Source organism: Mucilaginibacter mallensis (assembly GCF_900105165.1).
Lineage (GTDB): Bacteria > Bacteroidota > Bacteroidia > Sphingobacteriales > Sphingobacteriaceae > Mucilaginibacter > Mucilaginibacter mallensis.
Genome location: NZ_LT629740.1, coordinates 1,128,704 through 1,141,539 on the forward strand (window position 1 = coordinate 1,128,704; position 12,836 = coordinate 1,141,539).

Genomic DNA, 12,836 nt, shown 5'->3' on the forward strand with positions numbered 1-12,836 from the left:
CTCTTTGTTGGTGTTGTTACCAAAAAATATCACCACAACAAATTCACTTTAAACTCTGGCAACCCCCGTTTTTTAGCAGCCTGTTCATAAGCGTAGGCCAGTTTAATGATCTCACCTTCCTGATAAGCTGTGCTGAAGAACGACAGGCCCATTGGCAGGTGATGCGCCGCGCCCATGGGTACAGTAATATGCGGATAGCCAGCCATTGCCGGTGGGGTTGAAAAGCCAAAACCATTATCGTAATCGCCGTTTACAAGGTCAATGCAGCAGGCAAAGCCATTGGTTGGGCCTATAATGGCATCCAGTTTATTTTGTTTTAGTATGGTATCGATGATCTGGCGGGTGCGGGTTGTTTTTTTTAGAGAATAGATATATTCCTTACTGTTCAGATCGCCTTTGGCCTGGGCCTGTTCCAGTATTTCCTGTTTAAAGAAAGGCATAGCTTTGGTCGCATTGTTTTTATTAAAAGCGATCACATCAGCCAGCGATTTTGTTTTTGAATTGGCGGTGCTTAAATATTTATTCAACCCATCTTTAAACTCATATAGCAATACATTAAACTCCAGTGGCCCCAGGTCCTTTAACTCTTTATCCAATTCTATCTCAACAATGGTAGCGCCTTTGCTTTTTAATACGGCTATGGCGCCATTTAGCAGAATCTCCATATCCGGGTTACCGGTTAGCGCTGTTTTTTCAATACCCAGGCGTTTGCCTTGCAATCCCTTTGCATCTAAAAATTTGGTATAGTCGGTTTCAGCTTTGCCTTTGCTGTTGAGCGTATAGCTATCCTCAGGGTCGACACCCGCTAATATGCCCAATAAAATTGCGGCGTCTTTAACGGTGCGCGCCATTGGTCCGGCGGTATCCTGTGTTTTTGAGATGGGTATAATGCCCGACCGGCTCAATAGGCCCACTGTTGGCTTAATCCCCACAATGCCATTAACCGATGCAGGCGAAACCACCGAGCCATCCGTTTCCGTACCGATAGCTATGGCACATAAATTAGCCGCCACAGCTACACCCGATCCCGCGCTCGAGCCGCTGGGGTTTCTATCTAATATATATGGGCATTTAGTTAATCCACCTTTACTGCTCCATGCGCTGGCCGCCCTCGTCGACCTGAAATTTGCCCACTCGCTTAAATTGGCTTTGCCTAATATCACTGCGCCAGCTTCGCGCAGTTGATTAATAATAAAGGCATCTTTAGTTGCATAGTTGTCCGCAATTGCAAGCGATCCTGCGGTGGTTGCAACTTTATCTTTTGTGTTGATGTTATCTTTTATCAGTACAGGTATGCCATGCAGGGGGCCGCGTATTTTACCTGCATCACGTTCCTTATCCAGTTCATTGGCCATATCCAGCGCGTTTGGGTTTAGCTCAATAACTGCGTTAAGCTTTGGGCCGTTCTTATCAATATCATTAATGCGGGTAAGGTATAGCTGGGTTATGGCATGCGAGGTGTATTCCTTGCTTTTCATTTTTTGCTGAAGAATATCAATTGTGGTCTCTTTTAGCGCAAAGTCGTCGGTGTTTTTATCTGTACTGCTGCCAGCTTGTTTTTGTTCTGACGGTGGTATTTTACACGCGCCTAAACTTAATGCCGATAAAGTGATGCCTGCTAATGAGCCTGTTTTTATGAAATTTCTGCGTTGCATAATGAGGTTAGTGATAAATAGCTACAATTAACGAAATTTTGCAGAATAAAACCCGGTGAGTCAACAGAATATTTCTTAAAATCCATGAAAATTTCAAAAAGTATTTAGACATTTGTCTAAATATATAATTATAACATTGAACGCCCTGTTTAAAGCACTTAACGATAGTACCCGGCGCGAAATACTTGAATTGTTAAAAGAGAAGGATCTTACTGCAGGCGAAATAGCCGATAAGTTCAGCATCTCTAAACCAAGTATATCGCATCACCTCGACCTGTTGCGCCAGGCCGGCCTGGTGGTGTCAGTAAAAGAAGGGCAATTTGTTTTCTACTCACTCAATACCACCGTTATGGATGAGGTATTAAAATGGATAATGCAGTTTAAAAAGTAAAATAAGCTATATGAAAAAATTTTCCCTGCTGGATGTTGCGGCTCTGTTGATCTGGTTGTTACCGATCGGTTATTTGTTATGGGTTTACGGCTCATTGCCTGCCATAGTGCCCATGCATTACGGCGCTGATGGCAGGCCCAACCGCTATGGCAGCAAAAGCGAGTTTTTGGTAATGCAGATGATCTTCCCGTTGATTTCGGGCGGAACATATTTCTTATTAAAATTCCTGCCATCCATCGACCCTAAAAAACAGGTGAAATATGGCGAGCAAACATTTCAGAAACTGGGTTTTGGTTTAGTGATATTTATGGCTGCCATCAGTATCTCCATCACTTTTGCTACCATCAATCAATCGTTCAGAATTGATAAGCTGTTGCTGCCGTTGATAGGTTTGCTATTTGTATTTTTGGGCAACATAATGTACAGCATTAAACCCAATTACTTTGCCGGTGTACGTACCCCGTGGACTTTAGAAGATGAAGGTAACTGGCGCGCCACACACCATCTTACAGGTAAGGTATGGGTTATTGGCGGCCTTATTATCACCATTGCTACACTCGCTCTGCCTGAGGGTATGGGTGTATATGTGTTTTTGCCTGGTATCCTTATCATCTCTTTTATACCCATCTTTTACTCTTATATCTACTTTAAAAAACATCAGCCTAAATAAATATTTATGAAGAAATTAATTATAACCATAATTATACTATGCACCGTCAGCTTTGCCAATGCGCAGGATATTGCAGGCAGGTGGCAAGGTTTTTTAAACGCTGGTGGTACCAATATCAGGCTGGTTTTTAATGTCAACAAAAACGGCGACAATACTTATACTACTACGTTTGATAGCCCGGATCAGAACGCATTCGGTATTAAATGTAACAGCACCAGCGTGGTAAAAGATAGCTTGACTGCGGCTGTTGACGTAGCCCATATCGTCTACAAAGGTTTGTGGGATGGGAAAGACGGGATCACGGGAACCTTTAAGCAGAATAGTACATTATTGGTGCTGAATTTAAAGCGTAATGATCTGATCCGTCCGCAAACGCCTAAACCGCCTTTTGGTTATTATACCGAAGATGTGGAATATGACAACACTGTTAAAACACTGCATTACGGCGCTACTTTTACGCGGCCAAACGGCAACGGTAAATACCCGGCTGTAATTATCATCACCGGCAGCGGTACACAGGATAGGGATGGCACATTGTTCGGTCATAAAGTATACTGGGTATTGGCAGATTATCTTACCAAAAATGGTATAGCAGTTTTAAGGGTTGATGACAGGGGCGCAGGCAAAAGCACTATCGGCCCTGATGGTACAAACGTTACCAGCGAGAGTTTTTCGTATGATGTGGAAACGAGCCTTAATTATTTGGAAAGCCGTGCGGATGTAGATAAAAAGCATCTTGGGTTAATTGGTCATAGCGAAGGCGGCATTATCGCACCAATGGTTGCCGCCCGCCGCAAGGATGTCAGCTTTATTGTATTATGGGGCGCACCTGCGATCGGTGGCGCTAAAATCAATACGCAACAGGCAGGACAAGCACTCAGGCAAAGAGGGGTCGACAGCGCATCGGCAAAAGCCTATATGGATCTGAACGACCAGGTATTGCCATTGTTTAAAACATCGACTACTAAAGCTGAGCTGGATAAAAATATTGAACCAATTATTGGCAACTGGCTGAAAACACAAAGTAAAAGCACACTTGATGGCTTAAGCCTGGCTAATGATACTGCCAACAGGCAGGCTTTAGTAGGTGTTTATGCTAATTTATATACCACGCCGTGGCTGCGTTTCTTTTTTACCTATGACCCGGCAATCGACCTGAGCAAAGTGAAATGCCCTGTATTGGCCATTAACGGCGCTAAGGATGTGCAGGTGGATGCGGAGAGTAATCTGACAGCTATAAAAGCTATACTTACCCAAAGTGGTAATAAGGATTTTAAGGTAGAAGAGCTGCCACATCTGAACCATTTATTGCAGGATGCCAAAACAGGCGATGTATCCGAATATGAGCAAATACAGGAAACCATGTCGCCCGAGGCATTAAATATTATTTCAACTTGGATTAAACTTCACACCAAATAATTGCGTTATTAGTATCATGAATAAGTTTATAAGATCAGTTGCTGCTTTAGCAATTTTTTTAGCCCCATTTTGTGTAAAAGCCCAGGATCCGCTTCGTGATAAGATAGTTGAGTTAGCTAAACCTGCAAAAGGCATAGTTGGCGTATCGGTTTTAGGTTTGGAGGATAGGGATACTTTAAATTATAATGGCAACTCGCGCCTGGTAATGCAAAGCGTAATGAAATTCCCGATAGCTATGGCTGTTTTGCATTTGGTTGATTCGGGTTTATTTACGCTAGATAAAACTATCCATATTAAGAAAAAAGATCTGCCAAAAACATATAGCCCGCTGCGCGATAAATACCCGGATGGTGATGTGGATGTTTCGCTGCGCGACTTGTTGAGCTACATGGTATCGCAAAGCGATAATGATGCCTGCGATATATTGCTTAAATTTTTAGGCGGCCCCGATCAGGTTGAATACTATCTGCAAAACGGGGCCAAAGTTAGGGGTATAAATATTGAGGCATCGGAAGAAGATATGGCCAAAAAATGGGAAGTACAATATACCAACTGGTGCAAACCAAGGGATATGGTAAAACTGATAGATGTTTTTTATACGGGAAAAGCATTATTGCCTGCAAGTAAGGACTTTTTGTACACGATAATGACGGAAACCACAACCGGACCTAAACGCATAAAAGGTTTATTGCCTGCGGGCACCGTTGTTGCGCATAAAACAGGTTCATCGGGTACTAATGATACCGGCCTTAGCCCGGCAACAAACGACGTGGGCGTAATTACATTGCCTAATGGCAAGCACGTGGCTATCGCTATTTTTATAACTAACTCAACCGCTGATGAAGCAACACGCGAATCGGTTATAGCCAATATAGCCAAAGCGGTTTATGATCGCCAGTTGGAAAAGAAATATTAAATAGCAGCGGTTTATCAGATAACCGCTGTCTCGATGTTGGCATCTTTAAAACCACCAAATACAGCGAAGTTCATGTTTTTATAGATGCAGTCGACTTCGGTGAACCCTGCTTCCTCCAGCATTTTAAGCTGTGTTTCGAGTGGGGCGAATTTATCGAGCTTGGTTCGTTCAAAAGCTTGTATCAGCGCTTCGTGGTCGAGGCCCGAGTGCGATACAGTTTCACGCCATTCGTATTTGTACAAACTATCAAACAGCATGGTACGGCCGGTAACCTGGTCGGCATTTATGAATAGACCACCTTCATTTAAGGCCTTAAAAACGTTATTATAGAGGTTCTGTTTATGTGCATCCTCCAAATGATGGATAGCCAGACTCGAAATGATAATATCATACTTGCCGGGAATATCTGAGTTTGAAAAATCAAGATCGATGAATTTGAAATTATCCAATCCATCAAATCGCTCTTTTGCAACTGATAGCATAGGGGCGGAAATATCGGCCAGCGTAAACTGCAAATGCGGGTTCTGCTCATAAACCAGCTGCGAAAATAAGCCTGTTCCGGCGCCAAGGTCTAATATAGTTTTGGCATTTGTTACCGTTTTTATAAATGGCAAACAGCTGTGATAAAAATCATTAAAACAGGGTATAAGGTATTGCCTTTGTGAGTCGTATTGCTTTGATACGGCGCCAAACTTTTCTTGTATTTCAGTCATGATACGGGTTGTTATATTCGGTTGAAGGATGTTACTGAATATAAAACGTAACCCGGTTTATTTTGTTTCAAACTATATGTGCCGCTTATTTTAGCAATATCTCGTTAGCCACTTTATCCGTGCCGTCAATTTTATTGGTATTACTCAAGCCCAGTATCCGCGTTATTACCGGGAATACATCCACGTTCTCAAACGTCGGGATGGTTAAATTGCTTTTAAAGGCTGGTCCCCAGGCATAAAAGGTGGCGTGCATATCTTTAACAACGGTAGCATCATAACCATGCCAGCCAATGGTAGTGAATTTACTGTTATACAGGTTAAATACCTTTGGCCAGTTAGGGATCAATAAAATATCGCCAATGCGATTCTGCCAATCGTCCTTAGCGCCGTAATGCAGTTTTTCAGGTACGTTTGTTTTTAGGTAAACGGCATAGTCAGCTGTTTTATTCTTCAATAATTGCTGGTAAGTATCCTGGATATATTTAGGGTCCTTAGCGTATAACTCTACCAACAGCCCATCGCCCGAAACAATAAATTTCGAGGTGTCAACACCCGTAGGCATAGGGATAGGGTTATCAATATCGGCTTTGGTCATACCATGGTCTGATACAAAAATGAAATTCACGTTTAAGCCGGTAGCTTTAACCGCCTTTGTCAGCTCATAAACCGATGAATCGATCAAATGTACGGCACTGGCTACTTCGGGCGAATTTGGTCCATATTTATGCCCCTGGTGATCAACCTGCGGGAAGTAAAAGGTAATGAGGTGCGGGCGCTTAGCAGGCGGCAGGCTTAGCCAGCTAACAACCGTTTCAATACGGTTATGAATATCTATTTTCTCGTTATAGCGATAGTAGTAGGTAGGTCGGATATCTTTCACCGCAGCTTCTGATCCTACCCAGTAAAAACTTGCCGACAGCATTTTTTGTTGCTCCGCCAATACCCAAAGCGGCGTACCGCCATTGTACCAGATCTGGTCGGTTGAGGTTTTGCCTTTGTAGGAAAAGAATGATTTTGTAGTAACATCATAAAAAGCGTTGTTCACCAAGCCCTCGTGCGATGGGTATAAGCCCGTAACAATGCTATAATGGTTTGGGAAAGTAACCGAAGGGTAAGATGGCAGCATAGATTCTGCTTTTACACCGGCGTTGCTTAGGGCTTGCAGATGTTCGGCATTGTATAATTTCGCGTAATCATAGCGGAAGCCATCAGCAGATATCAATATAACATAGGGCTTGTTTTCCTGCTCGGGGCTGTTTTCTCTGCCGGGGATGATCTTTTGTACGGTATCAACCTGACAAAAAGCAGATGACGAAAAGAATACGAATAACAGGGCAGCTAAATAATGCTTCATAAAGAGATATAATAACTCAAAATTATGTAATTAAGATTATGTAATTGCTACCGTTTAGTTAAAGTTGTGGGTTTTAAGCTATCATCATCAAATTTTTACATAGTATACCCTCTGCTTTTCAGAATTTGCCATACCTTGGCTTTATCCTAATTATGAAAAGAATACTAACAGTAATTTTATTAAGTATTTGTGTAAATATGCTCTTTGCACAAACACCTGTAGCCATTAATGGTGCGTTGAGTGTTAAAGGTAACCAGGTAGTGAATAAGAATGGTGTTCCGCCGCAATTACGCGGACTCAGTTTTTCATGGAGCATATGGCAGGGCCGTAAGTATTATAACCCGCAGGTTGTTGATTGGATCAGCAAGGATTTTAAGGTATCCATTATACGCCTGGCTATGGCTGTGCAACCTGCGCATGGTTATTTGGAGCAACCAGATTCACAAAAGCAGATGATTGTCAGTCTGGTTGATGAAGCCGTTAAAAAAGGGATCTATGTGTTGATAGATTGGCACGATCATAATAGTAACAAGCATATACCGCAGTCGAAGGTGTTTTTTGGCGAGATGGCTAAAAAGTATAGGGGCGTACCCAATGTGATCTATGAGATCTGGAACGAGCCCGAACGAGTAAGCTGGGATACCGTTAAAAATTATGCGGTACAGATAATTGCCGAAATACGCAAGCATGACCCCGACAATCTGATTATAGTTGGCAGCCCGCATTGGGATCAGGATGTGGATGTAGCGGCCACCGACCCGATAACCGGGTTTAAGAATATAGCCTATTCATTTCATTTTTATGCAAGCGATCCAGGGCATCAGGATGGCCTGCGTGTTAAAGGCGATAAGGCACTTAAATTGGGTATCCCGCTTTTTGTAACGGAATGGGGTGTAGGCGAAGCCAGCGGAAATGGTGTTTTCGACCTAAAAGAAAACGAGACATGGCTAAAATGGATGACCGACCGCAAACTCAGCTGGGCCAACTGGAATATCACCGATAAAGATGAAACTACCGCGCTTCTTAAACCCGGTGCGCCTGCTACCGGTGGCTGGACAGCGGATGAGTTAACACCTGATGGTGTGTATTTGAGAAAGGTGTTGAGGGGGGTGAATAAGTGATTTTGATTTCGGATTTGTGTTACTGGCTTCAGTTTGCAACTGAAGCCTACGGATGACAATGCTTATGATTCCTGAATTATCTTTCAGTTTGTACTGGCGTAAATGTTTGGTGAGTCACGTGGTATCGCTCATAACCGCTAAGGCCTATTTCTTTTGTCTTGATACAAAAGAAACAAAAACCGACCGTAGGAAGCTCATGAATGCCTATTAAAAACAAATAATAGATGAATAAATCAAGTCAGTAGATTAGGCTTCTTTGCCGCACAGGGCCAACCCTGCAAATCAGGCAAAACCAGGGCTGCTATATTTTTACCCTGCTGTCGCTACGCACTTTTGCCTTTACCCTTCTGTAAAAATCTGCTATGCCCTGCCACCGCATAAGGCCACCATTGTTTTGCCTGCTTTCACCCGAAGCTGTTCTACTGACGGGGGAAAGAAAAGAAAGCGATATATCTCTCATGTCATTGTGAGCGTAGCGCGGCAACCTCGTCGCGTTCAATATGCATGCGACGAGGTTGCCGCGTCGTTCCTCCTCGCAATGACATTTTAAATAATACGTAAATTTTATTACTTCCCCTTCAACGCCTTATCAATCCCTTTCTTTACCAATGGCTCCATTATTTTATAGCCTGCCAAATTGGGGTGTACGTATGCATCCTGAGCAAGTTCAGGTTTTATGCCTTTCTTATCATTCACCATCGCCGACCAGTAATCAACATAAACCAGGTGATTTTTGGTGGCGTAATCTTTTATCATGGCATTAACTTTAATTATCTTTTCAGCAGGGCCTAAACCTGCATGCCATGGAATTTCAGATGCGGGTAAAATAGAGGTGAGGATTGGGGTTATACCACTTGCTTTAGCCAGTTCAGCCATGGATTGAATATTGCCGAAAATATTTTCGAGCGAGATAGGGCCTGTATTTTGTGCGATATCATTAATACCGGCAGCTATTACTACTGCCTTTGGTTTTAGGTTAATTACATCTTCCCTAAAACGTGCCAGCATTTGTGTTGATGTTTGGCCGCCTATACCACGACTGATATAACCATTGCTCTTAAAAAACGTTGAGTCGATGTGACCCCAGTTCTCGGTAATGGAATTACCCATAAATATTACCCGTTTTTCGCCGGGAGCAGGCGGAGGGAGTTTGGCATTATCGTCTTCGTATTTCTTTAACCATGCCCAGTCGTTATGGATGCGGTCCTCTACATATTTTTGCCAGTTGGCCCAGTCCTGGTCCCTTTGTTGTGGCGATTTGTTTGTGTTATCAACAGGGGTCAGTAAGCCTTGTACATTCAGCCATTCGTTAAAGCGGTCTATCCAGGTATCACTTGGTAAGTTCTGTGTTTTCATGCCAAAGCCATGGCCGCCTTTTGAGTAGATATGTATCTCGGCAGAATGTTTTGCGCTGAGCCATGTATTGTATAGCTGTGTGCTGTATATTGACGACTGGTCATCAGCGGCAGCTGCTAAAAATATGGGCGGGGCATCCTGAGGTACATTAACCTGCATTTCAGGCGGGAAATAGGCGTAAACAGATGCCACAAAATCGGGCTTATTATCTGTTGTGTAGCCAAAGGCTGTTGAATCGGCAATGGTACCGCCAGCCGAAAAGCCTATAATACCAATACGCGATGTTGATATACCATATTCTGCCGCATGTGCCCGTACATAAGCAATCGCATTTCGTCCATCTGCATTGGCCAGTGGTGCAACAGGGGCCTGGTCGTGCAAAACAGTATTGGCTTTCATTTTGGCAAGCATTTCTTTATAAGGGTCATTGCCTAAGGTGTGCATCAGCCTGTATTCCAATAAAAATGCTGTGATGCCTTTTTTCTGCAGCCATTTGGCAACTGCATAACCTTCATGCTCAATAGAAAGGGTTTGCAATCCGCCACCCGGGCAAACAATTACGGCAGTACCTGTATTAGCGCTCTTATCAGGTAAATAAACGGTTAATGTAGGGTGACTAACATTATACACCACATTACCGTGGAATACATTATCTGCACTTTCTGTTTGGTTCCAGTCCCATTTTTCAGATCCCGGCGCAGCACCGGGATAGAGTGGTATAACTTTTTGTTGCGCCTGCGCAGTTATTGCAAATAGTAGTAGAAATCCTAAAGCTAGTTTTTTCATGTATGTATTTGTTGTCAAAATTCCTTTTCTGATCGCCATGGCTAGGTACGAAGCAATGACGCTTATATTAAATTTATTAAAAAATCCTAAATAGAATTACTAAACCGGTTTATTGGCACGGTGATGCTGGTGCTTCACAAAAATATGTTTTTAATTTAATTGCTTAAACAATTTTGTTATGAATATAAATTAAACCTTTTATGCTATTTATAGTCTCGGTTTAAGGTTTTATCTTACAGAAAATTAGCCGGGTTTATCCGGTGCATCTATTCAATTACATAATTGCCGCTAAATGGTATCAGCGTATACTACAATCTTTGCCAAAATATCCGGATTAATGATCCTGCTGCTGGTAATGCAATCATGTACAGGCAAAAAGATCTATTACAAAAGCAATTGCGACGATGGCCGGACTTTTAAACATATAAGTTTTTCGCAATTAATGGATAGCCTGGCTTATTATGATAATCAATATGTTGAGGTATCGGGCAAATACCAGCAAAGCAAAGGGCAATCAGCCCTGGTTAATGACAGCTCATTTGTCGACCATTCCGCAGCTAAATCATTATGGGTGGAGTTTAGTCCGGAATGCCCGCTATATTTATCAGGCACGCATATAGGCTTTTTTGATTACGATTATAACGATGGTAAACTAACCCCCGTAAATAATAAAGTTATTGTAATAAGGGGTAAGATCAATGCCGCTTTCAAAGGCCATTTAGGCGCGTATAAAGGCTCGATAGAGCATATCAGTTATATTAAACTGTAATTATTAAATAGTTAGTTTTAAACCGTCATAAGCAAATGCAACGTTTGGAGGTAATTGCAGGGACATAGTTTCATGCAGGCCCAGGCGGTGGCTGATATGGGTGAAATAAGTTTTTTCGGCACCAATTTCCTGTGCGAAAAGGATGGCCTCATCCAGCGTAAAATGTGAAATATGGCTCTGGGTTTGCAGCGCGTTGATGACCAGTATTTTTGTTCCCTTTATTTTTTGTTTTTCGGTTTCTGATACTGTTTTGGCATCGGTAATATAAGTAAAATCCTTAATGCGGAAACCCAGTACAGGTAGTTTATAGTGCATTACCTCAACAGGTATAAAATGTATGCTGCCAATATCAAATGGATCAAGGCCGATGGTATGCAGATTTATTTGGGGGATTCCGGGATATTTAAATTCAGCAAAAATATAAGAGAACTCTCTTTTTAGTGCCTCTTGTACGCGGGTGGTGGCATACACATCCACAGGCGCGTTCTGGCGGTAATTAAAGGCGCGTATGTCATCCATTCCGGCAACATGGTCCTTGTGTTCATGGGTAAAAACAATCGCGTCCAGATGCTGTACGTTAGCCCTGAGCATTTGTTGTCTAAAGTCGGGCCCTGAGTCTATCACTACTGTTTTATCTTCACCCTCAATCAGTATGGATGTGCGCAGGCGGTTATCGCGTGGATCCGTTGAGGTACAGACCTCGCAATCGCAGGCAATAACAGGTACACCCTGTGAAGTTCCGGTTCCTAAAAAAGTTATGGTCACAGCTGCAGGTTAGTTTGTTTTAGTTGCTGTAAAAATACAAGCTGTTTTTCGTCCAATAGTTTATAATCCATCTCCAGTTCACGCGCCAGTTCGGTAATGGCCAGTATACGGCTCTCCAGGTTCGAGAATTTGTTCACCATAATTATCTTGCTATGTTGCAGCAGGCAGGCCCCGGTTTTAAAATTGCCCTTTTCATAACGCACCTTGTAGCCTGCTGTTTTAAGCAGCATCTCCAGTTTTTCAAGGGTATGAGTGGTAAGCGGTAACATCGTTTTTCAAAAATAGTAAATCGGGGGTGGATTTTACTATTCTGAATAATGAATTTGAATAAGGTTATTAATAATGAATGGAGAAAATGTTATTGTTATTACATAGTATGATTTTCTTCACCCTGCGTCATTGCGAGGGACAAAGACAACCGACCAGAGGGAGCTCATTAATACCATTGAAAAACAAACACAGTATTAATAATCCCCGACTGTGCAGGGTGAACTTGCGGGCGTGAGTGTCGCGTGAAGCCGCTCATGGGCGCGGAGCCCTAGTGTCATGTCAACAGTCTTTAGTCGTAAGTCTAAAGCCATATTTCGTTCTTTTTGAATTTTGACTCAAGACTTTAGGCTCATGACTAGCGACATTTTATGATTGACACGACACTAGTTACTTTGGCTTGATCCAAAGTAACCAAAGATCAAGACAAAAAGATCCTTCCGCCCACAGGCAAAACACCCAGGCCCGCGCTTTTTGTCGGGCCTTTACCCGCTTTTAATTACGGTTCAATTAAAGTTCTTTCCTTATGAAAAGTGTGGTGAGGTTCCTTCTTTCTTCTGTCAGTAGAACAGCTTCGGGTGAAAGCAGGCAAAACGCTGGTGGCCTTGAGACCGGCAGGGCATAGCAGATTTTTACAGAAGCGTAAAGGCTAGG

The 12,836-nt window shown here is 42.7% G+C and carries 14 protein-coding genes; 7 read left to right on the plus strand and 7 right to left on the minus strand.

Annotation, left to right across the window (positions count from 1 at the left end; genetic code table 11):
* Positions 1–29: 29 nt before the first annotated feature.
* Positions 30–1,655, minus strand: coding sequence for an amidase (locus tag BLU33_RS04655; protein ID WP_091369816.1), 1,626 nt, complete (start codon positions 1,653–1,655; stop codon positions 30–32).
* Between the two features lie 112 nt (positions 1,656–1,767).
* Here BLU33_RS04655 and BLU33_RS04660 point away from each other — a divergent pair, with 112 nt between their 5' ends.
* The 4 genes from BLU33_RS04660 to bla are packed head-to-tail and all read left to right on the plus strand — an operon-like array spanning position 1,768 to position 5,051.
* On the plus strand, positions 1,768–2,046 hold the full coding sequence (locus BLU33_RS04660; RefSeq protein WP_232009394.1) for an autorepressor SdpR family transcription factor: 279 nt from the start codon (positions 1,768–1,770) through the stop codon (positions 2,044–2,046).
* 10 nt (positions 2,047–2,056) lie between these two features.
* Positions 2,057–2,716: an SdpI family protein gene (locus tag BLU33_RS04665; protein WP_091369820.1), complete on the plus strand. Its 660-nt coding sequence runs from the start codon at positions 2,057–2,059 to the stop codon at positions 2,714–2,716.
* A 6-nt stretch (positions 2,717–2,722) separates the two neighbouring features.
* Complete coding sequence (locus BLU33_RS04670; protein WP_091369822.1) at positions 2,723–4,135, plus strand: alpha/beta hydrolase family protein; 1,413 nt, start codon at positions 2,723–2,725, stop codon at positions 4,133–4,135.
* A 16-nt stretch (positions 4,136–4,151) separates the two neighbouring features.
* A complete protein-coding gene (bla, locus tag BLU33_RS04675; RefSeq protein WP_091369824.1) occupies positions 4,152–5,051 on the plus strand; it encodes a class A beta-lactamase, subclass A2 in 900 nt (299 codons plus the stop codon).
* A 14-nt stretch (positions 5,052–5,065) separates the two neighbouring features.
* On the opposite strand, the gene BLU33_RS04680 is transcribed toward bla, so the two are convergent.
* Both BLU33_RS04680 and BLU33_RS04685 read right to left on the minus strand, forming a co-directional pair.
* Positions 5,066–5,764: a class I SAM-dependent methyltransferase gene (locus BLU33_RS04680; RefSeq protein WP_091369826.1), complete on the minus strand. Its 699-nt coding sequence runs from the start codon at positions 5,762–5,764 to the stop codon at positions 5,066–5,068.
* 85 nt (positions 5,765–5,849) lie between these two features.
* Entirely contained in the window at positions 5,850–7,118 is a 1,269-nt protein-coding gene (locus BLU33_RS04685; RefSeq protein WP_091369828.1) for an alkaline phosphatase family protein, read from the minus strand.
* A 152-nt stretch (positions 7,119–7,270) separates the two neighbouring features.
* Here BLU33_RS04685 and BLU33_RS04690 point away from each other — a divergent pair, with 152 nt between their 5' ends.
* Both BLU33_RS04690 and BLU33_RS25010 read left to right on the plus strand, forming a co-directional pair.
* Entirely contained in the window at positions 7,271–8,239 is a 969-nt protein-coding gene (locus BLU33_RS04690) for a glycoside hydrolase family 5 protein (protein WP_091369831.1), read from the plus strand.
* A gap of 64 nt (positions 8,240–8,303) precedes the next feature.
* Positions 8,304–8,450, plus strand: coding sequence for a hypothetical protein (locus tag BLU33_RS25010; protein WP_157682046.1), 147 nt, complete (start codon positions 8,304–8,306; stop codon positions 8,448–8,450).
* Between the two features lie 90 nt (positions 8,451–8,540).
* Here the strand turns inward: BLU33_RS25010 and BLU33_RS25280 are convergent, their stop codons facing one another.
* Both BLU33_RS25280 and BLU33_RS04695 read right to left on the minus strand, forming a co-directional pair.
* Entirely contained in the window at positions 8,541–8,699 is a 159-nt protein-coding gene (locus BLU33_RS25280) for a hypothetical protein (protein WP_172829212.1), read from the minus strand.
* Between the two features lie 107 nt (positions 8,700–8,806).
* Entirely contained in the window at positions 8,807–10,381 is a 1,575-nt protein-coding gene (locus BLU33_RS04695; RefSeq protein ID WP_091369832.1) for a GDSL-type esterase/lipase family protein, read from the minus strand.
* 292 nt (positions 10,382–10,673) lie between these two features.
* Here BLU33_RS04695 and BLU33_RS04700 point away from each other — a divergent pair, with 292 nt between their 5' ends.
* Positions 10,674–11,150 carry a hypothetical protein gene (locus BLU33_RS04700; protein ID WP_091369834.1) on the plus strand — a complete coding sequence of 159 codons (477 nt, stop codon included), beginning with the start codon at positions 10,674–10,676 and terminating at the stop codon, positions 11,148–11,150.
* Positions 11,151–11,153: 3 nt separating this feature from the next.
* On the opposite strand, the gene BLU33_RS04705 is transcribed toward BLU33_RS04700, so the two are convergent.
* On the minus strand, positions 11,154–11,915 hold the full coding sequence (locus BLU33_RS04705) for an MBL fold metallo-hydrolase (protein ID WP_091369836.1): 762 nt from the start codon (positions 11,913–11,915) through the stop codon (positions 11,154–11,156).
* A complete protein-coding gene (locus BLU33_RS04710) occupies positions 11,912–12,184 on the minus strand; it encodes a hypothetical protein (protein WP_091369838.1) in 273 nt (90 codons plus the stop codon). Before BLU33_RS04710 ends, BLU33_RS04705 begins: the two co-directional genes overlap by 4 nt.
* Between the last annotated feature and the right edge of the window lie 652 nt (positions 12,185–12,836).

Excerpts from the sequence above, each read along its gene's own strand:
- BLU33_RS04655 (WP_091369816.1), bottom strand. The coding sequence starts at position 1,655 with ATGCAACGCAGAAATTTCATAAAAACAGGCTCATTAGCAGGCATCACT.
- BLU33_RS04665 (WP_091369820.1), top strand. The coding sequence starts at position 2,057 with ATGAAAAAATTTTCCCTGCTGGATGTTGCGGCTCTGTTGATCTGGTTG.
- BLU33_RS04670 (WP_091369822.1), top strand. The coding sequence starts at position 2,723 with ATGAAGAAATTAATTATAACCATAATTATACTATGCACCGTCAGCTTT.
- bla (WP_091369824.1), top strand. The coding sequence starts at position 4,152 with ATGAATAAGTTTATAAGATCAGTTGCTGCTTTAGCAATTTTTTTAGCC.
- BLU33_RS04680 (WP_091369826.1), bottom strand. The coding sequence starts at position 5,764 with ATGACTGAAATACAAGAAAAGTTTGGCGCCGTATCAAAGCAATACGAC.
- BLU33_RS04685 (WP_091369828.1), bottom strand. The coding sequence starts at position 7,118 with ATGAAGCATTATTTAGCTGCCCTGTTATTCGTATTCTTTTCGTCATCT.
- BLU33_RS04690 (WP_091369831.1), top strand. The coding sequence starts at position 7,271 with ATGAAAAGAATACTAACAGTAATTTTATTAAGTATTTGTGTAAATATG.
- BLU33_RS25010 (WP_157682046.1), top strand. The coding sequence starts at position 8,304 with ATGATTCCTGAATTATCTTTCAGTTTGTACTGGCGTAAATGTTTGGTG.
- BLU33_RS25280 (WP_172829212.1), bottom strand. The coding sequence starts at position 8,699 with ATGAGAGATATATCGCTTTCTTTTCTTTCCCCCGTCAGTAGAACAGCT.
- BLU33_RS04695 (WP_091369832.1), bottom strand. The coding sequence starts at position 10,381 with ATGAAAAAACTAGCTTTAGGATTTCTACTACTATTTGCAATAACTGCG.
- BLU33_RS04700 (WP_091369834.1), top strand. The coding sequence starts at position 10,674 with ATGGTATCAGCGTATACTACAATCTTTGCCAAAATATCCGGATTAATG.
- BLU33_RS04710 (WP_091369838.1), bottom strand. The coding sequence starts at position 12,184 with ATGTTACCGCTTACCACTCATACCCTTGAAAAACTGGAGATGCTGCTT.